The 23,838-nt window shown below is 70.5% G+C and carries 19 protein-coding genes and 4 pseudogenes; 15 read left to right on the top strand and 8 right to left on the bottom strand.

The window, feature by feature from the left end; genetic code table 11:
- Window positions 1–27 precede the first annotated feature (27 nt).
- From OO54_RS17805 to OO54_RS17800, 3 genes and pseudogenes are all read left to right on the top strand, one after another.
- Window positions 28–2,568, top strand: coding sequence for an ATP-binding protein (locus tag OO54_RS17805; protein ID WP_033204381.1), 2,541 nt, complete (start codon window positions 28–30; stop codon window positions 2,566–2,568).
- A gap of 89 nt (window positions 2,569–2,657) precedes the next feature.
- Window positions 2,658–2,738, top strand: a pseudogene (locus tag OO54_RS47430) (transcriptional regulator); the annotation flags it as partial.
- Window positions 2,731–3,258 (top strand): annotated as a pseudogene (locus OO54_RS17800) (cation efflux transmembrane domain-containing protein); the annotation flags it as partial. The pseudogenes OO54_RS47430 and OO54_RS17800, both read left to right, overlap by 8 nt.
- Before the next feature lie 203 nt (window positions 3,259–3,461).
- Here OO54_RS17800 and OO54_RS17795 read toward each other — a convergent pair.
- Window positions 3,462–4,697: pseudogene (locus OO54_RS17795) on the bottom strand (serine hydrolase domain-containing protein); the annotation flags it as partial.
- 148 nt (window positions 4,698–4,845) lie between these two features.
- Entirely contained in the window at window positions 4,846–5,529 is a 684-nt protein-coding gene (locus tag OO54_RS17790; RefSeq protein ID WP_033204251.1) for a TetR/AcrR family transcriptional regulator C-terminal domain-containing protein, read from the bottom strand.
- Window positions 5,530–5,669: 140 nt separating this feature from the next.
- Between OO54_RS17790 and OO54_RS17785 the strand changes: the two genes are divergently transcribed.
- Both OO54_RS17785 and OO54_RS17780 read left to right on the top strand, forming a co-directional pair.
- Entirely contained in the window at window positions 5,670–6,197 is a 528-nt protein-coding gene (locus tag OO54_RS17785) for a hypothetical protein (RefSeq protein ID WP_033204249.1), read from the top strand.
- 29 nt (window positions 6,198–6,226) lie between these two features.
- Entirely contained in the window at window positions 6,227–6,841 is a 615-nt protein-coding gene (locus OO54_RS17780; RefSeq protein WP_033204247.1) for a hypothetical protein, read from the top strand.
- 43 nt (window positions 6,842–6,884) lie between these two features.
- Here the strand turns inward: OO54_RS17780 and OO54_RS17775 are convergent, their stop codons facing one another.
- Entirely contained in the window at window positions 6,885–7,238 is a 354-nt protein-coding gene (locus OO54_RS17775; RefSeq protein ID WP_033204375.1) for a YnfA family protein, read from the bottom strand.
- Between the two features lie 175 nt (window positions 7,239–7,413).
- Window positions 7,414–7,746, bottom strand: coding sequence for a hypothetical protein (locus OO54_RS17770; RefSeq protein WP_033204245.1), 333 nt, complete (start codon window positions 7,744–7,746; stop codon window positions 7,414–7,416).
- A 371-nt stretch (window positions 7,747–8,117) separates the two neighbouring features.
- On the opposite strand from OO54_RS17770, the gene kdpF reads away from it, so the two are divergent.
- From kdpF to OO54_RS17740, 6 genes and pseudogenes are all read left to right on the top strand, one after another.
- Window positions 8,118–8,207 carry a K(+)-transporting ATPase subunit F gene (kdpF, locus tag OO54_RS43030; protein WP_033204243.1) on the top strand — a complete coding sequence of 30 codons (90 nt, stop codon included), beginning with the start codon at window positions 8,118–8,120 and terminating at the stop codon, window positions 8,205–8,207.
- A gap of 8 nt (window positions 8,208–8,215) precedes the next feature.
- Complete coding sequence (gene kdpA, locus OO54_RS17760; protein WP_033204241.1) at window positions 8,216–9,880, top strand: potassium-transporting ATPase subunit KdpA; 1,665 nt, start codon at window positions 8,216–8,218, stop codon at window positions 9,878–9,880.
- Window positions 9,877–11,741 (top strand): annotated as a pseudogene (gene kdpB, locus OO54_RS41590) (potassium-transporting ATPase subunit KdpB). The gene kdpA and the pseudogene kdpB overlap by 4 nt, the downstream one beginning before the upstream one ends.
- A gap of 8 nt (window positions 11,742–11,749) precedes the next feature.
- Complete coding sequence (locus OO54_RS17750; RefSeq protein WP_033204373.1) at window positions 11,750–12,421, top strand: potassium-transporting ATPase subunit C; 672 nt, start codon at window positions 11,750–11,752, stop codon at window positions 12,419–12,421.
- A gap of 101 nt (window positions 12,422–12,522) precedes the next feature.
- Window positions 12,523–13,209, top strand: a complete 687-nt coding sequence (locus OO54_RS17745; RefSeq protein WP_033204239.1) for a response regulator — start codon at window positions 12,523–12,525, stop codon at window positions 13,207–13,209.
- Between the two features lie 47 nt (window positions 13,210–13,256).
- The gene (locus OO54_RS17740) at window positions 13,257–15,767 is read left to right on the top strand and encodes a sensor histidine kinase (protein ID WP_033204237.1); all 2,511 of its coding nucleotides are present in this window, start codon (window positions 13,257–13,259) and stop codon (window positions 15,765–15,767) included.
- Between the two features lie 480 nt (window positions 15,768–16,247).
- Here OO54_RS17740 and OO54_RS17730 read toward each other — a convergent pair whose 3' ends face one another.
- The 3 genes from OO54_RS17730 to OO54_RS17720 form a co-directional block, all read right to left on the bottom strand.
- Window positions 16,248–16,646, bottom strand: coding sequence for a type II toxin-antitoxin system VapC family toxin (locus tag OO54_RS17730; RefSeq protein ID WP_033204235.1), 399 nt, complete (start codon window positions 16,644–16,646; stop codon window positions 16,248–16,250).
- Window positions 16,643–16,927, bottom strand: coding sequence for a hypothetical protein (locus OO54_RS17725; protein ID WP_033204233.1), 285 nt, complete (start codon window positions 16,925–16,927; stop codon window positions 16,643–16,645). The genes OO54_RS17730 and OO54_RS17725 overlap by 4 nt, the downstream gene beginning before the upstream one ends.
- A gap of 401 nt (window positions 16,928–17,328) precedes the next feature.
- Entirely contained in the window at window positions 17,329–17,973 is a 645-nt protein-coding gene (locus OO54_RS17720; protein ID WP_033204231.1) for a TetR/AcrR family transcriptional regulator, read from the bottom strand.
- A 127-nt stretch (window positions 17,974–18,100) separates the two neighbouring features.
- On the opposite strand from OO54_RS17720, the gene OO54_RS17715 reads away from it, so the two are divergent.
- The 3 genes from OO54_RS17715 (at window position 18,101) to OO54_RS41585 (ending at window position 21,041) form a co-directional block, all read left to right on the top strand.
- Entirely contained in the window at window positions 18,101–19,570 is a 1,470-nt protein-coding gene (locus OO54_RS17715) for an APC family permease (protein WP_051787025.1), read from the top strand.
- Between the two features lie 4 nt (window positions 19,571–19,574).
- Window positions 19,575–20,456, top strand: a complete 882-nt coding sequence (locus OO54_RS17710) for a carbon-nitrogen hydrolase family protein (protein ID WP_033204227.1) — start codon at window positions 19,575–19,577, stop codon at window positions 20,454–20,456.
- Between the two features lie 126 nt (window positions 20,457–20,582).
- Complete coding sequence (locus OO54_RS41585) at window positions 20,583–21,041, top strand: ATP-binding protein (RefSeq protein WP_051787008.1); 459 nt, start codon at window positions 20,583–20,585, stop codon at window positions 21,039–21,041.
- Between the two features lie 119 nt (window positions 21,042–21,160).
- Here the strand turns inward: OO54_RS41585 and OO54_RS17700 are convergent, their stop codons facing one another.
- On the bottom strand, window positions 21,161–22,195 hold the full coding sequence (locus OO54_RS17700; RefSeq protein ID WP_033204225.1) for a LacI family DNA-binding transcriptional regulator: 1,035 nt from the start codon (window positions 22,193–22,195) through the stop codon (window positions 21,161–21,163).
- A gap of 231 nt (window positions 22,196–22,426) precedes the next feature.
- Between OO54_RS17700 and OO54_RS17695 the strand changes: the two genes are divergently transcribed.
- On the top strand, window positions 22,427–23,725 hold the full coding sequence (locus OO54_RS17695) for an ABC transporter substrate-binding protein (protein WP_234439635.1): 1,299 nt from the start codon (window positions 22,427–22,429) through the stop codon (window positions 23,723–23,725).
- The last annotated feature ends 113 nt before the right edge of the window (window positions 23,726–23,838 follow it).

Genomic DNA, 23,838 nt, shown 5'->3' with positions numbered 1-23,838 from the left:
GGCCCGCCCGCCGCCCGCCCCGGCAGGCTGAGGGTCCTCGTCGGCGCCGCGGCCGGGGTCGGCAAGACGTACCGGATGCTCGACGAGGGCCACCGCAGAGCGGCACGGGGCACGGACGTGGTCGTCGGCGCCGCCGACTGCCGGGGCCGACCGCACACCGAAGCCCTGCTCCACGGTCTGGAGCGGCTGGAGCGGCCGGAGCACGCGAGCGGGAACCGGCCCGGCGGCGGCCTTGGCTACGGATCCGGACGTGACCCCGCCAGCGCGCCCGTCAGGGATCCGGGCGGCGCTCCCGGCACGTTCGACCTCGACACCGCCCTGCGCCGCAGGCCCGAACTCCTCCTTCTCGACGACCTCGCCCGCACCAACCCGCCGGGTCACCGAAACGCCCGCCGCTGGCAGGACGTCGAGGAACTGCTCGCGGCCGGCATCGACGTCGTCTCCACCATCGACGTCCAGCACCTGGAATCGCTCAGCGACGTCGTCGAGCGGATCACCGAGGTGCCGCCGGGCGAGACCGTCCCCGACGGCTTCGTCCGCCGCGCCGACCAGATCGTCCTCGTCGACGTCGACCCCGAGGAGCTGCGCCGCCGGATGGCGCACGGCAACGTCCACCCTCCCGAGATGGTGGACGCCGCCCTCGCCGGCTGGTTCCGCCCCGGCAACCTCACCGCGCTGCGAGAGCTCGCCCTGCTCTGGGTCGCCGACCGGGTCGACGACGCGCTGCGGACGTACCGCTCCGACCACGGCATCGCCGGCGTCTGGGAGGCCCGGGAGCGGGTCGTCGTCGGTCTGACGGGTGGCCCGGAGGGTGACACCCTCATACGCCGCGCCGGCCGGATCGCCGCCCGCTCGGCCCACGGCGAACTGTCGGCCGTCCACGTGGTGGGCGGCGACGGGCTCGCGGCGGGAGCCTCCTCCGGGGCGCTCGCCCGCCAGCGGCGTCTGGTCGAGAGCATCGGCGGCAGCTATCACACGGTCGTCGGCGAGGACGTGCCGACGGCGCTGGTGGAGTTTGCCCGGGCGTCGGACGCCACCCAGCTGGTCCTCGGCACCAGTCGGCGCGGCCGGCTGGAACGCTTCCTCACCGGGCGGGGCATCGGCGAGACCGCGGTCACCCTCTCCGGCGGCATCGACGTGCACATGGTCACGCACGAGCGGGCGGGCCGAGGTCGCCTGCTGCCCTCGCTGCGGCGCACCCTCCCGCTGCCCCGTCGGATCGCCGGCCCCCTCGCGGGCGTGGTCCTCCCCGTACTGCTGACACTGCTCCTCGACCGGGCCCGGGGGAGCCTCAACCTCACCAGCGAGGCCCTGCTCTTCCTGGTCACCGTGGTCGGGGTGGCGTGCTTCGGCGGCATCGGCTCCGCCCTCGTCGCCGCGGTGACGGCCTCACTGCTGCTCAACTACTGGTTCATGCCGCCCATCGGAGCGTTCTCCTTCGGCGACCCCGACAGCGTGCTCGTCCTCGGGGTGTTCGTCCTCGTCGCCGGCATCGTCGCGGCGATCGTCGACCGGTCGCTGCGGTTGTCGCGCCGGGCCTCGCGGGCCACCGCCGAGGCCGAGACCCTCTCCGCGCTCGCCGGCTCCGTCGTACGGGGCGAGCACACGGTGCCCGCCCTGCTCGCCCGCACCCGGGAGACCTTCGGTGCCCACGCTGTCGAACTCGTCGACCACCCCGTGGACGATCCGGCCGCGAGCCAGGTCGCCCTCGGCGACGGAGGCTTCCTCGTGCTGCGCGGGCGCACCCTGCCGGCCGCCGAGCGCCGTGTCCTCACCGCCTTCGCCGCCCACGTCACCGCCGCCGTCGAACGGGCCCGCCTCGCAGAGGCGGCGGCCGAGGCCGAGCCCGTGAAGGCGGCCGACCGGATGCGCACCGCGCTGCTCGCCGCCGTCAGCCACGACCTGCGGACCCCGCTCGCCGCCGGCTGGGCCGCCGTCGCCTCCCTGCGCAACCCCGACGTCGACTTCAGCGCCGAGGACCGCGACGAGCTCCTGGCCACCGCCGACGAGTCCATGGCCCGGCTCAGCCGACTCGTCGAGAACCTGCTCGACATGAGCCGCCTCCAGGCCGGGGCACTCGCCCTGGACCTCCGCCCCACGGCCTGGGAGGAAGTCGTCCCCGCCGCCCTGGACGGGCTCCCGGACGCGGAGCACCGGGTGACCCTGGACGGACTGGAGCACTCCCCGCTCGTCCTCGCCGACCCTCCGCTCCTCGAAAGGGTCGTCGCCAACCTGGTCGCCAACGCGGTCCGCCATTCCCCACCCGGGCGCGGCGTCCGCCTCGGGGCCAGTACGCTCTCCGGCCGCGTCGAACTCCGTGTCGCCGACCGAGGGCCCGGCCTCCCGGCCGCCGACCGCGACCGTGTCTTCGAACCCTTCCAGCGTCTCGGCGACACCGACAACACCACCGGTGTCGGCCTCGGCCTGGCACTGGCGCGCGGGCTCACCGAGGCGATGGGCGGCACCCTCACCGCGGAGGACACCCCTGGCGGCGGCCTGACCATGGTCGTCACGCTGCCCGGCGCGGATTCCCGGATGCCGGGTGCCCCTGCCCACGCCGACTCATGAGGCCGACGGCCTCCAGGGGCTGAAGTCGACGGCGCCCGAGAGATAATTCACGATCTCCTGAATTCAGGATCCCGTGCACTTTCGTGAGTGTGCCGACTCTCGCCTCCGACGTCGAAGTGCTGGCCCGCTTCGGCCGCGCGCTCGCCGATCCGATCCGCTGCCGCATCCTCCACGGCCCTCATCGGCTTCGGTCTGGACTCGATCATCGAGGTCTCGTCCGCCGTCGCCGTCGCCGTCGCCGTCGCCGTCGCCTGGCGGTTCTCCGCCCGCGACCACGCCGTCCGCGAGGCCCGCGAGAAGACGACGCTGCGGATCATCGCCGTCTCCTTCTTCGCCCTCGCCGCCTACGTCGCCTTGGAATCCGTGCGGGCCCTCATGGGATCCGGCGAGGCCGAGCACTCCGCCATCGGCATCGTCCTGGCCGCCCTCTCGCTGGCCGTGATGCCGTTCCTGTCCGCCGCCCAGCGCCGCGCGGGGCGTGAACTCGGCTCCGCCAGCGCGGTCGCCGACTCCAAACAGAGCCTGCTCTGCACCTACCTGTCCGCCGTCCTGCTCGTCGGCCTGCTCGCGAACAGCCTCTTCGGCTGGTCCTGGGCCGACCCCATCGCCGCGCTCGTCATCGCTGCCGTGGCGGTGAAGGAAGGCCGCGACGCCTGGCACGGCAAGGGCTGCTGCGCCCCCCGCCCGCAGCAGCCGAGAACGCGGCGCCCACAGTGGACGCCTGCGGCTCCCGTTGCTGCGGCTGAACAGTCGCCGGCCGCCCGGCCCGACCACCCGATCCACCTGGTGGCATGGTTCGCGGCGATCGTGAACATGCTGCCCGCAGTCCTGAGTCTGCCCTGTCCGGCCTGTGCACGTATGTGCCGCCTCGCCGGATCACCTGCGCCCTCCCGTCACCGCGCGGTCGGGGTGATCCTGGTGAACAGCCTGCCCCCGAGGTCGACTCCGGTGATCGCGTCGGTGCGGTCGCGGGAGAAGTAGCCGCGCTGTCCCTGGAGGCCGCCGGCGGTGACGATGAACTCGTCGCCGTCCCCCGGAAGCAGGCCGAGGCCGGCCGCCGGGAGGTCGGCCGGCATCTCGGCGGCGGATGCCGCGCGGAGTTCCGGCTCGATCGCGCAGGCGATCGTCAGCTCGGACCGGTCGGTGTCGACGGTGATCGTCATCATCTCGTTCTCGTAGTCCCCTGCGATCTCGCGGGCGCGCGCAGGGTTGTAGGGGAGAGGCTCGGGATCGCGGTCGATCACACCGAGGCAGTGCTCAAGTGCCCAGCGGACGACGGCCTGGTTGAGGGCGAGCCCGCCGTCCGGGCCCTCGTGGGACGCCACGGCGATGGCGAAGTCCCGCTCGGGGACGAGGCGCAGGTCGGCGAACTGGCCGCGGGCGGAGCCGCCGTGCTCTACGACGCGGACGCCGTCGGTGTCGCGCAGGAGCCAGCCGATGCCTATGGCGTCGCCGAGCGACGTCGCCCGCAGCTCGACGGTCGGCTGCTGCGTCCGGCGCAGCTCCTGAAGGGACATCACGCGGGCGCCGTCGTCGGAGAGGCCGAGCCGGAGGTGGAACCGGGCCCAGCGGAGCAGGTCGGACATCGACGAGACGGCGCCGCCGCCGGCGCTGTTGGCGCGGTCCTCGGTCCAGGGCGCGAGAGCCGAGAGGGTGCCGTCCTCGTCGCGGTGGTGCGGGGCCGTGAAGGGCCGGGTGAGCGTCGCGTCGAGCGAGTAGACCGTGTCCGCCCTCCCGAGTGGAGCGAACAGCAGCACGTCGACGGCCCGGTCGAAGGGCTGTCCGGTGACCTTCTCGACGATCCGCCCGGCGAGGTTGTAGGCCGTCTGGCTGTACGAGAAGCGTGCGCCGGGCGACCCGATCAGCTGGGCCTCGTCCAGGCGGGCCACGTAGGAGGCCAGTGCTTCGTCGCCCTCTCCCGTCTCGGCGCCGAACCGCCAGTCGAGGACGGAGGTGTGGTCGAGCAGCTGCAGGACGGTGACGGTCTCGGCGGACCGCTCGTCGGCGAGCCCGAGTTCGGGGGCGTACCGGCGCACCGGGGCGTGCAGGTCGACGCGGCCGTTGGCGACCAGCCGCATCAGCGCGGTCGCCGTGAAGGACTTGGAGATCGATCCCGCGAGGAAAAGGGTGTCCTGGTGATTCCTGAACCAAGTTCAAGAGCGATGTGATCCTGCCCGTGCGGGATCTCCAGGCGTCGACGGCATGCAGAAGGCCCGGGGGATCCCCGGGCCTTCTGTCCCTTACGGGCCCCGCGGCCCTGACGTATTGGCCTGCCGGTCAGTTCTGTGTGTGCGGCAGGCGGGCGGTCAGGCCGTCGAGGAGGGACTGGAGGCCGAAGTCGAAGGTGTCGTCGGGTGCGTCGGCGTAGCCGGCGGCGGCCGCAGCGTCGATCCGGGACCGCAGGCGGGGGAAGCGGCCGGCGACCTCGACGGCCTCCTTCATCGTGGCGGCGAAGGCTGCCTCGGTGTCCTCGCCGTCCCGCTCGATGCGGCGGGTGAGGGAGGCGGTGGCGGCGACGGCGGAGGCGTTGCCGAGGACGTACGTGAAGACCGCGCCGGCGGCACGATCCGCCTCCGGCTCGCTGAATCCCGCGGCCTCGTAGACGGCGAGGGTGTGGTCGTCGTGGCGAGCCTTGGCCTCGCCGTGGAAGAGGTGACTCGCGAAGGCCTGCACCAGCCAGGGATGGCGAGTGAACATCGCGTACAGGTCGCCGGCCATGGCGGTGGCGGCCGTGCGCCAGTCGACGGCGTCGAGGTCGGGTAGGCGGATCTCGTCCCAGACCCGGTCGCCGGCGAGGGTGACGAGGTTGTCCTTGCTCTTGACGTGCCAGTAGACGGCCGTGGCCGCGGAGTCCAGGCGTTGCCCGAGGGCGCGCATGTTCAGTCCTTCGAGGCCTTCCTCGTCCAGGAGCTCGATGGCGGTCGTGACGATCTGGTCGCGGGTCAGTGTGGAGCGAGGCATGGGCTCACGATAGGGCCGCGAAGTCGAACTGCACAAAGTTCAAGAGACCACTTGCACATAGTTCAAGTCCGGTTCTACAGTTCTCGACATCGCCACTTGAACTAAGTGCAAGTCCAACGGAGCCGATCAGGAGCCCCACCATGCAGACCCTCACCGTCCTCGCCGCCGCCGCCCAGATCCTCGTCGCCGCCGCCTTCGTCAGCATCCCGGTCCTCCGCCACCGCTTCGGTGCCGTCGCCAAGGCCGCCGCCGTCGCCGAGCTGCGCCGCCAGGACGTCCGCCCGGAGGTCCTGGAGGAGAACAAGCTTCGCTTCGACGCGAGCGGTCACGAGTGGTGGGCGCCCGGCGCCTTCGCCGCCGCCTCTCTCGCCGCCGCCGTGCTCAACCTCACCGGAAGCGGCTGGGGAACCGGCCTGACATGGGTCTTCTCTTCTATCGCCTTCCTCGCCAACATCGCGATCCTCCAGAGCCAGCTCGGCGCGGTGAAGTCCGTCACCGCCGCCTTCCGCCGCAAGGGCGACCCCGAGCTGGCCCGGATCGACGTCCCCGCCTTCCTCAAGGCGGCCGAGGGTGCCTTCCCTGCCTGGACCCGCACCCTCCAGAACGTCCGCCACACCGTCGTCTTCGCCGGCTCGGCCCTCGCTCTGACCGCCGCCGCCCTCGTCTGAACCTCCCCTCACCACGCAGAAGGACTCCCGTGAACACCACCGCTCTCGCCGCCGCCCTTCAGCTCCTGCTCGCCGCCACCTTCTTCGTCATCCCCGTCGTCGCCTGGCTCCGCGGCGGCGCCTCCCAGGACGCGGCCGAGGCCGAGATCCGCCGCCAGGGCCACGGCCCCTCGGTCCTCGCCCAGCACGGCATCGCCTTCCGCGAGAAGCCCTGGGAACTCGCCCTCGCCCTCTCCATCGGCGCCACCCTCACCGCGCTTGGCGTCCTGAACCTCACCGGAAGCCCTACCGGCCGACTGCTCTCCTGGATCGTCGAGCCGCTCGTCCTCCTCGGCGTCGGCTTCATCACCGCCGGCCAGGTCTTCGCCACCGCCTACACCCGCGCCGCCTTCGCCCGCTCCGCCGACCCCGCCCTGCACTCCGTCGACGCCACGGCCCTCATCGCCGCCGCCAACAAGGGCCTTCCCCGCGTGGCTCCGCCCCCTGGTCCTGACCCGCTTCGCCCTCGCCACCCTCGGCCCCGCCCTCGTCCTGGTCCTCCTGTGGGTCTGACGCGGAGGTCTGAGGCGCCCTGGGGGAGAGCATGCGCACCGGGCCGGCCCGGGTGGAGCGCGGGCATCCCGTCCGTGTCGCCCTCGGTGTGATGGCCGAGGACAGGGGGGACGGTCAGTGGCTACCGGGGGACGGTCAGTGGCTGCGGGGCGCGTACATGATCACGGCCATGCCCGCGAGGCAGACCAGCGCGCCGATGACGTCCCAGCGGTCAGGGCGGTAGCCGTCGGCGACCATGCCCCAGGCGATCGACCCGGCTACGAAGATTCCGCCATAGGCAGCGAGGATGCGACCGAAGTTGTCGTCGGACTGGAGCGTGGCGACCACCCCGTACAGGCCGAGAACGATGACTCCGGCGCCGATCCAGACCCAGCCCTTGTGCTCGCGGACGCCCTGCCAGACCGACCATGCGCCCCCGATCTCGAACAGGGCGGCGACTACGAACAGTGCGACGGAACGAGCGACTGCCGTGCCGCCGACACTACCGATGGGCAGGACGCCCGAATGTCGACGGGCCCCGGCCCCGGCGGTCGGCCGCCCGCCCTGATCATCGAACCTCGTGCCACAGTCCAGGGCGGCGCGAACGCTGCAGAGGTCGGTGATCACACAGGTTCCGGCCCCGGGGAGTCCTCGCGGCGACCTGTCTCCCCGCGCAGGCCCACGCTCACCGTGTGCTCCGAGTCGCGGTCCGTGCGGAGAGGGCGTCCAGTACGGCCTCCTGCGTCGGGTCCACCCCGATGTCCAGGAGTGTCAGGTCATCGCCGGGCGTAACGGTGAGGGCGAAGAACGAGCAGCAGGCGGCCTCGCGCGCGGCAAGGTCCCTCAGCCGCTGCTCGACGCCAGGCCCGCCGATGAGGCCGAGGCGCAGCCGGAGCGGCCCGGGTCTCGCCGACGAGGCCAACCGCTCGGCGAACAACGCGTTCCACTCCGCGACCCGCAGGGGCTGCCCCTCGGTGGGCAGAGTGCAGGACTGCGGCAGCCACGACAGATCGCTCATCTGACTCACTCCCGTGAGTACGGTTTCGACGGCGCCGGGACACATTCGACTTTAGATCCGCGCCCGGCCCCTGTGGCGAGGCTGCCCGCGTGGGCACGAGTGCCCCTTCGTGGCCCGTGCCCGTCCCTGGGCCTGGTGGCGTGCCGCCGGCGGGCGCTCCATCGCGTAGGGGTTGCGTCAAGAGCGGCGTCAATGGCGTCAGGGCGGCGTCAACGGCGGCGGTGAGCGGCCGAAAAGGCTGTTTCCTCATCTCGTCAGAGAATCCGCTCTTCCTTCTTCCGGGAGTTCACGATGGCCGACCTGGCCTTCGTCGTCACCACGATCGCGGTCTTCGCGCTGGTGGCGTTCATCGCCAAGGGGGTGGCGAAGCTGTGAGTGCCGAGAACATCGTCGGTCTGCTCGTCGCCGCCGCCCTGCTGGGATACCTCGTCCTCGCGCTGGTCAAGCCGGAGAGGTTCTGAGTACGGATATGAGTCCTGTTCTGGCTGGGGTCCTCCAGCTCCTGGCTCTCCTGGTCGCGCTCGGCCTGTCGTACCGGCCGCTGGGCGACTACATGGCGAAGGTGTACTCCTCGGAGAAGCACTACAAGCCCGAGAAGTGGGTCTACAAGGCGGTCGGCGCGAACCCGTCGGTCGAGATGCGCTGGCCGGCGTACCTGCGCGGGGTGCTCGCCTTCTCCGCGGTGAGCGTGCTGTTCCTGTACTTGTTGCAACGCGTGCAGGGGTCGCTTCCCGGCTCGCTCGGGTTCGTGTCCATCGATCCGGACCAGGCCTTCAACACGGCCGCCTCGTTCGTCGCGAACACGAACTGGCAGTCGTACTACGGCGAGCAGGCCATGGGCCACGTGGTGCAGACCGGTGGCCTCGCCGTGCAGAACTTCGTGTCCGCCGCGGTGGGCATGGCGGTGGCGGTGGCGCTGGTGCGCGGCTTCGCCCGGTCCCGTACGGGTGAACTGGGCAACTTCTGGGCCGATCTGGTCCGGGGCGTCGTCCGGATCCTGCTGCCGATCTCCGTGATCGGCGCACTCGTCCTCGTCGCCTGCGGCGCGATCCAGAACTTCTCCGGCATCCACGAGGTGGGCCAGTTCACCGGCGGTGCGCAGCAGTGGAACGGCGGGGCGGTGGCCTCGCAGGAGGTCATCAAGGAGCTGGGCACGAACGGCGGCGGCTACTTCAACGCCAACTCGGCCCACCCCTTCGAGAACCCCAACGGGCTCTCCAACCTCTTCGAGATCTACCTGATCCTGCTCATTCCCTTCGCGCTCACTCGCACCTTCGGCCGCATGGTCGGCTCCCTGAAGCAGGGGTACGCGATCCTCGGCACGATGGCGGTCATCTGGCTCGGTTTCACAGCGCTGATGATGTGGACCGAGTTCTCCCACCACGGCCCCGCGTTCGACATCGCCGGCGGGGCGATGGAAGGAAAGGAGACCCGCTTCGGGATCGGCGGCTCCTCGATCTTCGCCGTCGCCACCACGCTCACCTCCACCGGTGCGGTGAACTCCTTCCACTCCTCGTACACCGGCTTCGGTGGCGGCATCACGATGCTCGGCATGCAGCTGGGCGAGATCGCGCCCGGCGGTGTCGGTTCCGGCCTGTACGGCATGCTGATCATGGCGGTCATCGCGGTGTTCATCGCCGGCCTGATGGTCGGCCGTACGCCCGAATACCTGGGCAAGAAGATCGGCACCCGCGAGATCAAGTTCGCCGCCTGCTACATCCTGGTCACCCCGGCCCTCGTTCTCGGCTTCACGGCGGCGTCGTTCGTCCTCGACACGCCCGCGAACTCGATGACGAACTCCGGCGCGCACGGCTTCTCCGAGATCCTCTACGCCTACACCTCGGGCGCCAACAACAACGGCTCCGCCTTCGCCGGGCTGAACGCGGACACCCAGTGGTTCAACTCGACCATCGGCATCGCGATGCTGCTGGGCCGCTTCCTGCCGATGGTGTTCGTCCTCGCGCTCGCCGGCTCCCTGGCCGAGCAGACGCCCGTCCCCGAGACCGCAGGCACCCTGCGCACCGAGAAGCCGCTGTTCACCGGCCTCTTGGTCGGCACCATCATGATCATCACCGGTCTCACCTACTTCCCGGCGCTCGCCCTGGGACCGCTCGCCGAAGGGCTCGCGGCATGACCATCGACACAAAGAAGCAGCAGGACTCCATGTCCCCTACGGCCTCGACCACAGCGGCACCGCACAGCGACGTCCCCAGCGGCCACAAGCCGGCGGCGGGACGGGTCGGCGGAGGCCTCTTCGACCCCAAGCAGCTGATCGCGTCCTTCCCGGACGCGATCAGGAAGCTCGACCCGCGGGTCATGGTCAAGTCTCCCGTCATGTTCGTGGTGCTGATCGGCTCGGTCGTCACCACCGTCCTCGCGGTCAAGAACCCGGGGGACTGGTTCGGCTGGGCGATCACCGCCTGGCTGTGGCTGACCACGGTCTTCGCCAACCTGGCGGAAGCCGTCGCCGAGGGCCGCGGCAAGGCGCAGGCCGACACCCTGCGCAAGGCCAAGACCGACACCGTCGCCCGTCGCGTCACCAAGACCGGTGAGGAACAGGTCCCCGGCACCGAGCTGCGGATCGGCGACCTGGTGGTGTGCGAGGCCGGCGACGTCATCCCCGGCGACGGTGACGTCGTCGAGGGCGTGGCCTCGGTCGACGAGTCCGCCATCACGGGTGAGTCCGCCCCCGTCATCCGCGAGTCCGGCGGCGACCGGTGCGCGGTCACCGGCGGCACGAAGGTGCTGTCCGACCGGATCGTCATCAAGATCACGACGAAGCCCGGCGAGACCTTCATCGACCGGATGATCAACCTGGTCGAGGGTGCCGCCCGGCAGAAGACGCCGAACGAGATCGCCCTCAACATCCTGCTGGCGTCCCTCACCATCGTCTTCCTGCTCGCCGTGGTCACCCTGAAGCCGTTCGCGATCTACGCGGGCGCCGACGAGCAGACCTCCCTCATCGTCCTCACGGCCCTGCTGGTGTGCCTGATCCCGACGACGATCGGCGCGCTGCTCTCCGCGATCGGCATCGCCGGCATGGACCGGCTCGTGCAGCGCAACGTCCTGGCGATGTCCGGCCGGGCGGTGGAGGCGGCCGGCGACGTGTCGACGCTGCTGCTCGACAAGACGGGCACGATCACCCTGGGCAACCGCCAGGCCTCGGAGTTCGCCCCGGTGGCCGGGACGACGGAGGCCGAACTGGCCGACGCCGCCCAGCTCTCCTCGCTCGCCGACGAGACGCCCGAGGGCCGCTCGATCGTCGTCCTCGCCAAGGAGAAGTACGGGCTGCGCGAGCGCCACCAGGGCGAACTCGCCCACGCCACGTGGATCGAGTTCACCGCCCAGACCCCGAACTGCGCCGGATGGGCATCAAGACCATCATGATCACGGGTGACAACCCGCTGACCGCGAAGGCGATCGCCGAGGAGGCGGGGGTCGACGACTTCCTTGCCGAGGCCACGCCCGAGGACAAGATGGCCCTCATCAAGCGCGAGCAGGCCGGCGGCAAGCTGGTCGCGATGACCGGCGACGGCACGAACGACGCCCCGGCGCTCGCGCAGGCGGACGTCGGTGTGGCGATGATGGTCGACCTCGACTCCAACCCGACCAAGCTCATCGAGATCGTCGAGATCGGCAAGCAACTCCTCATCACCCGAGGCGCCCTGACGACCTTCTCCATCGCCAACGACGTCGCCAAGTACTTCGCGATCATCCCCGCGATGTTCGCCGTCGCCTACCCGTCGCTGGACAAGCTCAACATCATGGGCCTGGCCTCGCCCGAGTCCGCGATCCTCTCGGCCGTTATCTTCAACGCCCTGATCATCATCGCGCTCGTACCGCTGGCGCTGAAGGGTGTGCGTTACCGGCCGTCCAGCGCCGACTCGATGCTCCGCCGCAACCTCGCGGTCTACGGACTCGGCGGCCTGATCGCCCCGTTCATCGGCATCAAGCTCATCGACCTGCTCATCTCCCTCATCCCCGGAATCGGTTGATCGCCGCCATGAACAACTCCGTAGGAAACACCGGCCGCGTGCTCTGGGCCGGCCTCCGCGCCCTCCTCGTCCTCACCCTGGTCTGCGGCGTCCTCTACCCGCTCGCCGTCATCGGCGTCGCCCAACTGGCCTTCCCCGGCAAGGCGAACGGCTCGGAGGTCACCGACGCGAGCGGCAGGGTCGTCGGCTCCGAACTCATCGGCCAGACCTACCACCTCCCGCTGAAGGACGGCGAGGAGACCGCGAGTGCGGACCTGAAGTGGTTCCAGCCGCGCCCTTCCAACGGCCTCGGCGCCAACTCCGTCAACACCCAGTACTCGATCATCCTCTCCGGCGCGACCAACCGCTCCGGCGACAACGCGGACCTGATCAAGTGGGTCACCGACGCCAAGGCCGCCGTGATCAAGGACAACTCGACGGCCGGCTACCAGGTGCGGCCTTCCGACGTCCCCGCCGACGCCGTCACGTCCTCCGGCTCCGGCCTCGACCCGCACATCTCACCGGAGTACGCGAAGCTCCAGGTCCACCGCGTCGCCGAGCGGAACAAGCTCACCGTCGCCCAGGTCGACGAGCTGGTCGCCGCCCACACCGACGGCCGGATCCTCGGCTTCATCGGCGAACCCCGCGTCAACGTCCTGAAGCTCAACATCGCTCTCAAGGACCTGGTGGCCAAGGGCTGATGGGCTTAACCGAATGACAGCGGAGCCGGCGCGGCCATGGACGATCCACGGACGCGCCGGCTTCCGTCGCACACCGAACCACTACAGGAGGGGCAGCACCGATGACCCGGGTGCTGGTCGTCGAGGACGACGCGCAGCTCGCACGCGCACTGGTGATCAACCTGCAGGCACGGAAGTACACCGTGGACGCCGCGCCCGACGGCGCCACGGCGCTGCGGCTGGTTGCCTCGGAACGGCCGGACATGATCCTGCTCGACCTCGGCCTGCCCGACATGGACGGGGTCGACGTCATCAAAGCACTCCGGGGATGGAGCAGAGCCCCGGTGCTCGTGCTCTCCGCGCGCAGCGGGTCCGAGGACAAGGTCCGCGCGCTCGACTCCGGCGCCGACGACTACATGACGAAACCGTTCAGCATGGACGAGCTGCTCGCCCGCGTACGGGCGGCGACCCGGCGCACCGAAGAGGCGTCCACCCGGCCGCTCACGACGAGTCTGGTCACGGCCGGGTCGTTCACCGTCGACCTCGTGGCCAAGAAGGTCCGGCGGCAAGGCCGTGACGTACGGCTGACGCCGACCGAGTGGCACCTCCTGGAGATCCTCGTCTGCAACCCGGGCGTTCTCATCAGCCAGAGGCGCCTCCTCACCGAGGTCTGGGGACCCAGCTCGGGCACGAAGACCAACTACCTCCGGGTGTACATGGCCCAGCTCCGTCGCAAGCTGGAAACGGACCCGGCACACCCCCGCCACCTCGTCACCGAACCCGGGATGGGCTACCGCTTCGAACCCTGACCACTATCCGGACACCACCCGCACGAGAAACGGCAGCGCACATCACCATGGGACGTGGAAAGTTCCGCATCTACCTCGGCGCGGCGCCCGGCGTCGGCAAGACCTACGCGATGCTCTCGGAGGCCCACCGCCGGGTCGAGCGCGGCACCGACTGCGTCGTCGCCTTCGTCGAGCACCATCACCGGCCGCGTACGGAGGTGATGCTGCACGGCCTGGAGACGGTGCCGCGTAAGGAGATCGCGTACCGGGACACCGTCTTCACCGAGATGGACGTCGACGCGGTCCTCGCCCGTCGGCCGGCCGTCGCGCTCGTGGACGAACTCGCCCACACCAACGTCCCAGGCTCGCGCAACGCCAAGCGCTGGCAGGATGTCGAGGAGCTGCTCGCGGCCGGCATCGACGTGATATCCACGGTGAACATCCAGCACCTGGAGTCGCTCGGGGACGTCGTCGAGTCGATCACCGGTGTCCGGCAGCGGGAGACGGTCCCCGACGAGGTGGTCCGCCGGGCCGACCAGATCGAACTGGTCGACATGTCCCCCCAGGCCCTGCGGCGGCGCATGGCCCACGGCAACGTCTACAAGCCGGACAAGGTCGACGCGGCCCTCTCCAACTACTTCCGCCCCGGCAACCTCACCGCCCTGCGCGAGCTCGCCCTCCTCTGGACCGCCGACCGGGTCGACGAGTACCTCCAGGAGTACCGGACCGAACACCGGGTCTCGAAGATCTGGGGCTCCCGCGAACGGATCGTGGTCGGCCTCACCGGCGGCCCCGAGGGGCGCACCCTCATCCGGCGCGCCGTACGCCTCGCCGAGAAGGGCGCCGGCGGGGAAGTCCTCGCCGTCTACATCTCCCGCAGCGACGGGCTCACCGCCGCTTCGCCCAAGGAGCTGGCGCTCCAGCGCACCCTCGTCGAAGATCTCGGCGGCACCTTCCACCACGTCGTCGGCGACGACATCTCCACCGGACTGCTCGAGTTCGCGCGCGGCGTCAACGCCACCCAGATCGTCCTCGGCGTCAGCCGCCGCCGGACCTGGCAGTACGCGTTCGGGCCCGGCGTCAGCGCCACGGTCGCCCGCGACTCCGGCCCCGACCTCGACGTCCACATCGTCACCCACGACGAGGCCGCGAAGGGCCGTGGCCTGCCGGCGACCGGCCGGACGCGGCTGGGCCGGTCCCGCACGCTGTGGGGCTGGGCCGTCGGCCTCGCCGGCCCCGTCCTGCTCACCCTGCTGCTCGGCAGAGCTCTGCCCGACGTGGGCCTGGCCAACGACGTCCTGCTGTTCCTCACCCTCACGGTCGCGGCGGCCCTGCTCGGCGGACTCAAGCCCGCCCTCGCCTCCGCGGCCGCCGGATCGCTGCTGCTCAACTGGTACTTCACCCCACCGATCCACGAGCTCACGATCGCCGACCCGCGCAACATCGTCGCTCTGGTGATCTTCGTCGGCGTCGCCATCGCGGTCGCCTCCGTGGTGGACGTCGCCGCCCGCCGCACCCACCAGGCGGCACGGCTGCGAGCGGAGGCGGAAACGCTCTCCTTCCTCGCCGGCAGCGTGCTACGTGGGGAAACCGGTCTGGAAGCCCTGCTCGAACGGCTCCGGGAAACCTTCTCGATGGAGTCGGTGGCACTCCTGGAGCGGGGCGACGACACCGAACCCTGGTCTTGCGTCGCGGCCGTCGGCCCCCGCCCGATCAGTCGCCCCGAGGACGCGGATGTCGACATGCCCGTCGGAGACCACCTCGCTCTCGCCCTCACCGGCCGCGTCCTGCCCGCCGAGGACAGGCGCGTCCTCGGCGCCTTCGCCGCCCAGGCCGCCGTCGTGCTCGACCGGCAGCGGCTCGTCGGCGAGGCCGAGGAGGCCCGCAAGCTCGCCGAGGGCAACAAGATCCGCACCTCCCTCCTCGCCGCCGTCAGCCACGACCTGCGTACCCCGCTCGCCGGCATCAAGGCATCCGTCTCCTCACTCAGGGCCGACGACGTCGAGTGGTCGGACGAGGACCGAGCGGAACTCCTCGCGACCATCGAGGAGGGCGCCGACCGGCTCGACCACCTCGTCGGCAACCTCCTCGACATGTCCCGCCTGGACACCGGCACCGTCACCGCCGTGATCAGGGAGACCGACCTCGACGAGGTCGTACCGATGGCGCTCCTCGGCGTCCCAGAAGACAGTGTCGACCTGGACATCCCCGAGACGCTCCCCATGGTCGCCGTCGACCGCGGCCTGCTGGAACGGGCCGTCGCCAACATCGTCGAGAACGCCGTCAAGTACAGTCCGCCCGGAAAGCCCGTCCTCGTCGCGGCGAGTGCCCTCGCCGAGCGCGTCGAACTCCGCGTCGCCGACCGGGGCCCCGGCGTCCCCGACGAGGCCAAGGACCGCATCTTCGGCGCCTTCCAGCGCTACGGGGACGCCCCGCGCGGCGAGGGCGTCGGTCTCGGCCTCGCCGTGGCCCGCGGCTTCCTGGAGTCGATGGGCGGAACAGTGACGGCGGAGGACACCCCGGGAGGCGGCCTGACCATGGTCCTCAGCCTGCGTACGGCCGGCAGCCCCCTCCTTTGAGCCCAGAGCGCTCGGAGGACAAGCAGGCATGAAGCCCGTGCAGCGTCCCGCCCTGGTCAGCCGGCCCCCGGGTGCGCGCCCAGGAACGAGAGCTCCACGTCACAGGGATACTCCCGACCTTCCCATAGGAAGGCCAAGCGGACCACGGGAACCCGGGCGGACTGATCGACGGCAGGCTGCCCGGTGATCGTGCCGTCCGTGCGACCGCCGTCCTCGCTCAGCCCGTAAGCGCCACCCCGGTCGCCTCGCTCGATGTGCCTCACAACCGCTGCGGCTCAGACTGCGGTTCACGTGACGTCGTGGGAGCGGTCTTGCCGGATGATCAATGCGGCAGCAACGGGCAGAGCATATGAACAGCATCAAGAGGTGATGTACGGGTGAAGTCGGGCGTCACTCGAGTCGAGTAGATGCCTGAAGTGGGGGTGGCGGGTGTCAGGCCTTCTCGGCGGTCACGCGCGGGCGAGCACCAGGCCGTGATCGTCAGACCTTCTCAGCGGTGACGCGCCGGTGGTCGCTGGTGAGCATGACGATGTCTTCGACATCGGATGTCAGGATGGTGACCTGGCCGGGCTGGGCGAGAGCGGTGGCGCAGAGCATCGCGTCGATGGCGTACTTGTGGCCGTGGAGTCCGACCGTGCGCAGCAGGGTGGCGGCGGACTGGGCGATGGCCTGGGTGACCGGCTCTACTCGCAGCCGCGACAGAGTCCACTTCAAGGCAGTGTCGTTGATCTTGGGATGGGTCACCTCCACGAGCACCGCGGCCGAGGTGATCACCGGGAGATCGGCGTCGCGGGCGGCGGTGAGCCACTCGTGGACCTCGCGGTCGCGCCGCACAGCCTTGGCCAGCCCCTCGCTGTCCAGGACCAGCGTGCCGCTCACGCGGCCGCCCCGGCGTCGGAGGAGGTGCCGCCGGTCAGCTTGGCCCGCTTGGCGGCCACGGCCTCGGGATCGGCGGGGCCGTGGGTTCTGTCGAAGTCGGCGATCAGTTCGTCGAGGTTGTCCCGCTCGATCTGCCGCTGCGCGGCCTTCTCCAGGTACGCGGAAACGCCCCGCTTGCCGACCCGCTCGCGGATCGCCTGCAGAGTCCCGGCGGTCAGGGTGACGGAGATGCCGCTGCTGGGGCCGTCGCCGGGCGGGAAGTCGGTGTCGTCGTCAGCCATGACCTGAGTATGGCATTTCGAATGCCATACGGCGAGATTCTCGTTGGCGAAGAGCCCCCCAGTGTCCTCCGCGTGTGCGTCAGGGGGCGCGCGTGGCGCCCGTACCGCACGTAATGCACATTGATCTTGAGTCTGTTTTGCGCCTCGTGCGTCACTGACCTGCGGTTTTCTTTAACGTGTTCTGGCTCTGCATGTTTGCGATGACGCACCACGTCGAGTGCGCGGCGACCCTGGAGCCGGTGAAGAAGGAAGCGTGAGCTGGGTCTTCTCGGAGTGTGCGTGATGGGGCGTCTCGGCGACCGGGATGCGGTGCTGATCATGGACGAGACCGGCGTCCTGAAGAAGGGCGATCGTTCGGCCTGGGTTCCACGGCGGTAGGGCGCTGGTGCGGTACTGGCTCGTCAGCCCGACTCGTGTCCCGTGTCGGCGCCGGGGTCGTGGCCCGTGGCGGCGCGGGCGTACGAGGAGAGGGCGGCGATCACCTCGTTGCGGGTGCGGCGGCCGGCCAGGACTTCCATCTGGTAGCCGTCCTCCATGGCCACGAAGTTGGCGGCGATGAGGCGGGGCGGGTCCTGGAGGGTGAAGTGTCCTTGGGCCTGGCCGAGGACCAGGATCGACGCGTAGATGGCGACCTGCCGTTCCGTGAGGGCGCTGTCGAGGGCGGCGGCCTTGGCGTCGCGCAGACAGCGGGGCCAGTGCTCGAAGAGCAGTCGGGTGAGCGCGTCGTCGGGGCCGGTGGCCACGCCCTTGTCGATGCAGGCCCGGAGCTTGAGGCGGGCGTCGGCGAAGCCGTCGGTGGCGGCCTCGCGGTCCTGGCTGTAGCGGGTGATGGCCTGCTGGTAGGTCTCGTGGACGAGGGTGTCGAGATCTCCGTAGTAGAGCACGGCGGCGGGGGTGACTCCGGCCTCATCGGCGACGTCGCGTAGTCGCAGGCCTTCCAGGCCGCGGGCGAGGAGGGCGCGCTGCACCGCCTCCGCGAGCTGGGCCCTGCGCGCCTCCTTGCCGCCTCGGCCGTTCTTCGTTGATCCCGTGGACTTCGCCGCCATGGCGCCTCCTTCCTGTCCGATCGTTTATACGCAGATTCAAATCCTAATCCAAGAAGCCTTGACCAGCTGGATGCGCGAATCTTAAATTCAAATTTAACAAGCCTCCCTCCCTCAGGAGCACGTCATGATGACGACGCCACCAGACGAGACGGGTAAGGGCCTCCGCGGCGGCTCCGTCGGTCTCCTCGCCTCCGTCGCGCTCGGCCTGTCCTCGACCGCGCCGGCCTACAGCATCACTGTCACCCTCGGTTACGTCGCCCTGGTCGTGGGCGATCTCGCCCCGGCGGCGCTCCTCCTCGGCTTCGTGCCGATCCTGCTCACCGCCTTCGCCTTCCGCGAGCTGAACCGCGAGATGCCCGACTGTGGCACCACCTTCGTCTGGAACACCCGCGCCTTCGGGCCTCGGGTCGGATGGTTCGCCGGTGGCTGGGTGCCGCAGATCGCGACCCTCATCGCGATGGCCGCCCTCGCCAAGGTCAGCGCCGGCTATCTGCTCGGCCTCCTCGGTCTGGAGGGAGTGCCGGACAACGCCGTCGCCGCCGTTGCCGTCCTGATCGTCGCCGTCCTCACCGTGGTCGCCCGCCGTGGCCTGCGCGTCGCGGCCGGTGTCCAGTACGTCCTGCTCGGCCTGCAGCTGCTCGCCCTCGTCGGCTTCGGGGTCGCCGCCTTCGCCCGTCCGGGTGTCTCGGGCCCCTCCCTGAGCTGGCTCAACCCGCTTGCGATCGACAGCTTCGGCTCCTTCGCGCAGGCCGTGCTGCTCTGCCTGTTCATCTACTGGGGCTGGGACGCGCTGATCACCACCAACGAGGAGAGCCGCGACAGTGGCCGCGTCCCCGGTCAGGCCGTCGTGATCTCCACCCTGGTACTGCTCGGCACCTACCTCTTCACTGCCTTCGCGGCGCTGTCCTTCGCGGGAGTCGGCACCGACGGCATAGGTCTCGGCAACCCCGACAACGCCACCGACGTCCTCGCGTCCCTCGCGCCGCCCGTCCTCGGGGACGCGTTCGCCAAGGTGATCGAACTCGCCGTCTGCGTCTCGGCCGCCTCCGCCCTGCTGACCTGCCTGCTCAGCAGCCCGCGCAGCAGCCTCTCCATGGGCGCGCACGGCGCCCTGCCTGCTGCCTTCGCCCGTGTCCACCCCCGGCACCGCACCCCCGCCTTCGGCGCGGTCGTCTACGGCTCCGTGACGGCGGCCGTACTCCTCGCTCTCTCGCTGCTCTCGGACGACTTCCTCGGCGACGCCATCCTCTGCGTCGGGCTGCTCATCGCCTGCTACTACGGCACCACCGCCCTCGCCTGCGTCTGGTACTTCCGCAAGCGCCTGCGCGAGTCCCGGCGTGCGCTGTTCCTGCGCGGCATCCTGCCGCTCGCCGGCGGCCTCCTCATGCTCGGGGCGTTCGTCCGCAGCTCGTACGACATGATCGACCCCGCTTACGGCAGCACGTCCTTCCGAGGCATCGGCGGCGTCTTCCTGCTCGGCGCCGGATCGCTCGCCGCCGGAACGCTCGCCGTACTCGCCGCGCGCGCCGCCTACCCCACCTTCTTCCGCACCGGGCGCACGACCGTCGTCGCCCGGCGAGTCACCCCCGAGGACTGATCCCATGCGCACTCTCGCCATCGCCGCCCTGCAGACCGCCCCCGTCCCGTACGACCTCGAAGCGACCTGGCAGCGGTACGCCGACCAGGTCCGCGCCACTCGGCGCCTCTTCCCGCACGTGCGGCTGGTCGTCGTGCCCGAGCTGCTGCTCGCCGCCGAAGGACCGCTGCTCGGGGCGTCCCCCGAGGGCTGGATGGAGCGGGTCGCGGAGCCGCTCCCGGGCCCGACGATCGACCGGGTGTGCGCGCTCGCCCGGGAGACCGGCCTGTGGCTGATCCCGGGCAGCCTCTTCGAGCGCGCCGCGGACGGCCGGATCTTCAACACCGCCGTGGCCGTCTCCCCCGAGGGTGAGATCGTCGCCCGCTACCGCAAGGTCTTCCCCTGGCAGCCGTACGAACAGACCTCCCCCGGCGATGAGTTCACCGTCTTCGACATCCCCGGCACCGGCCGGATCGGCCTCGCGATCTGCTACGACGGCTCGTTCCCCGAGACCGTCCGTCAACTCGCCTGGCTCGGCGCCGAGATCGTGATCCAGCCGACCCTCACCACCACCCGCGATCGGGAGATGGAGCTGGTCTGCGCCCGTGCCAACGCGTGGACCAACCAGGTGTACGTCGTCAACGTCAACGCCGCTGACCCGGCTGCTGTCGGCACCAGTGCGATCGTCGACCCGGAAGGCATCGTCCGTCAGCAGGCCGGTGCCGGCGAGGAGATCCTCGTCGACGTCCTGGACCTCGATACCGTCTCCCGGGTGCGCGAGCAGGGCTCGGCCGGCCTCAACCGCCCCTGGTCCCAGCTCGCCCGCTACGGGGAGGGGATCCATCTCCCCATGTACGGAGGGACGTTCCGCACGCCGGAGTGGGCGGCGAAGCAGATCCCGGGCTAGACGGCGTCTTCACGTGGTCTCGGGAGGGGGGATCACGGCGCCCGATTCGATCGTCATGCGCGGGCCTCATGAGGCAGGACAGGGGGGACGAAAAGGATCTCACCGGAAACGGCAGAGGAGCCCTCCATGAACCCCGTCGAAGTCCTCGGCCATGCTGGGGACCACAAGGCAGGCGCCGCGGTCAGCGACCGTACGGAGCAGAGCCGGAGCGACGGGCCGCCCGGCCCGTCCCGTGCCCGGCCGCCAGGGCGGACCGGCGCCGTCTGGGAGCTCGACCACCGTCCGGAATCGGTCGGCGCCGCCCGGCGCATCACCGGCGCCGTCCTCGTCGGATGGGGAATGGCGGAGGACGCCATTGACCAGGCTCTGCTCATCGTCTCCGAACTCATCACCAACGCCGTTGAGCACGCCGTGCCCCCGATCGCCCTGCGCCTCGACCGTCCGACCCCGGACAGCAGCGTGCGCATCGAGGTCGACGACGGCGGTCCGGCCGAGCGGGACGGTGCCTGGACCGCAAGCTGCCGCCGACGAACACGGCCGCGGCCTCGGCATCGTCGCCCTGCCGGCCACCGCACACGGCTGTAGCCCGGGGGAGCGTGGCGTCACCTACTGGGTGGTCCTGTGACCGGGGCGGAGGGAAGCCCCCGGGCCGTCCTGGGTCGGTCGGCGCGTACGGCGCCCGTGGATGCCGTGGATGCCGTCGGTCAGCGGCGGGGGGCCGTGGTCGTGCTGGCGCGGACGACGAGGCGCGGCTCGACGGAGTGCGGTTCGGGAAGGGGGTCGGGCGCCGCGATCCGGCGGAGCAGGTGCGTCACGGCGAGGGCGCCCATGTGCTGGAACGGCTGGGCGATGGTGGTGAGGGAGGGGGAGCAGTACTCGGCGAGCTCGATGTCGTCGAAGCCGACGACGGAGATGTCGTCGGGGACGCGCCGCCCGGCCTCGTGCAGGGCCCGGATCACCCCGAAGGCCATCTCGTCGCTCGCCACGAAGACGGCGGTGACATCGGGGATCCGGGCGAGGACCAGCCCGTTGCGGTAGCCGGAGCCCGGTGACCAGTCGCCCTCCAGGGGCGGTGGCACGGCGCGGCCCGCCGCCTGGAGGGCGGCTTGCCAGCCGTCGCGGCGCTGCGTCGATTCGAGCCACTCCGCCGGGCCGGCGATGTGCCAGACCGTCTCGTGCCCGAGGTCCAGGAGGTGCTGGGTGGCGGTGCGGGCGGCCTGCGCCTGGTCGACGGCGAGGATCTCGGTCGCGTCGGTGCGTGAGCCGTCGATGGTGACGGTGGGCGTGGAACGGGTGAGCTGCTCGATCCGGCTGCTGGAGTGGATGAGGGGCACCGACAGGATGATGCCCTCCACGTCCTGGTCGGCGAGCCGGGAGAGCGCGTCCTCGATGGCGAAGGTGTCCAGCGAGGTGGTGGTGGCGGTGCTGACGGCGTACCCCGCCTCGCGGGCGGCGTTCTCGATGCCGGAGGTGACGGCGGCCCGGGAGTAGAAGTTCGTCTGGAGGGTGACGACGCCGAGGGTCCGGCTGCGGCCCGAGGAGAGCATCCGGGCCGCGTTGTTCCGGCGGTAGCCGAGCTGGTCGACCGCGGCCAGCACCTTCGCGCGGGTCTTCTCCTGCACGTTCGGATGGCCGGCGAGCGCGCGCGAGACGGTCTGCGCGGACACGCCGGCGACGCGCGCGACGTCCGCCATGCCGGGCGGGCGCGCCCCGGTGCTGGTGTCACCGCGCTTTCCCATGAGGTCCCTTCCTCGTGATCGATCCGCTCGATGATATCGCCGAACGCGGCGCTCACGTGCAGTTATGCCGACAGGACGCTAATCGGTAACAGCCATTGGCATCGATAACATTCTCTGTCATAGTTTCGGCCATCGACACGCGGCGGATGCATCGCGCCGACGGTGCCTCGCCGGACATGCGGCCCCGTACGGGATGTTCCAGTTGCCCTGTCGCGACACTCAGGAGGAGCTGTGAAGCGTAGTTTCATCCGTTTTGTGGGAATGGCGGGGGCTCTCGCTCTCGCCGTCGCGGCCACCGGCTGTTCCGGATCGGGTTCAGGCTCCGGCTCGGCATCCGGCGGTAAGGCATCGATAACATTCTGGGGCTGGGCCCCGGGTTACGAGGATGCCGTCAAGGCGTTCAACGCCGGCCACCCGAACGTCGAGGTCACGTACCAGACGGTGCAGCCCGGCGCGAAGGGCGGCTACCAGAAGATGCTGAACGCCGTGAAGGCCGGGAACGCCCCCTGCCTGGCACAGGTGGGGTACGAGACGATGCCCAGCTTCGCCGCCCAGGGCGCTCTGGAGGACGTGTCGAAGCACGCCGCCTCCGCCAAGCGGGAGTACCAGTCGGCCGCCTGGAACGCCGTGACCCTCGGCAGCGCCGTCTACGGAGCTCCGGTGGACACCGGCCCGATGGCCCTCTTCTACAACAAGAAGCTCTTCGACTCCCTCGACCTCAAGCCCCCGACCACCTGGGCGGAATACCACGCGGCGGGCAAGAAGATCCACGCCTCCGACCCCAAGCGGTTCATCTCCTCGCCCTACCTCGACTACGACTACGCCGGGCTCGCCTGGCAGGCCGGCGCCGACTGGTTCGGCGTCGCGAACGACTCCTGGAAGGTCAGCATGGCCTCCGCGGAGAACAAGAAGGTCGCCGACTACTGGCAGGGCCTCGCCGACGACGGCCTGATCAGCAGAGCCCCCATGTACGACCAGGCCTGGTACACCGGCCTGGGCAACGGCGACATCGCCACGGTCGTCGGAGCGGTCTGGCAGGCGGGTGTCATCAAGGGCGGCGCCAAGGAGGGTACGGGCCAGTGGGCCGTCGCTCCCATGCCGCAGTGGGAGAAGGGTGACAAGAAGGTCGGCAACGCCGGCGGCTCGGCCACGGCCGTGCTCAAGGGCTGCGAGAACACCGCGGCGGCCTGGGAGTTCGCCCACTGGCTGGGTACCGACAAGGACGCCTTCGGCAAGCTGATCGAGAAGGCCTCGCTCTACCCGGCCGCCAACGACCTGCTGTACCTGCCGCAGCTGAAGGCCGACCCCTACTTCGGTGGACAGCAGATCTACGAGGTCTTCGCCACCGCCACGCCGCAGGTCAACCCCGAGTGGACCTGGGGCCCGCTGATGACCTCCACGGTCACGGACCTCAACGACGGCCTCGGCAAGGCATGGACCGGCAAGGGCACCATCGCGCAGGCGCTGAGCCACGCGCAGGAGACCACTGTCGCCGAGATGCGCAAGCAGGGCCTGGCCGTCGCCCCGTAGAGCAAGCCCGCCGGGCGGCGTCCCATGCCCCGCCCGGCGGTAGCCGCCCCTGTCCGCCCGACCGTCGCCGGGATTCCCGCCACCGTTCCGGCGACGCCGCAGTGAGGAACGCT

It is taken from the genome of Streptomyces wedmorensis, from assembly GCF_000716445.1.
Taxonomy (GTDB): domain Bacteria; phylum Actinomycetota; class Actinomycetes; order Streptomycetales; family Streptomycetaceae; genus Streptomyces; species Streptomyces wedmorensis.
This window is presented reverse-complemented; position numbering and strand designations above follow the sequence as displayed.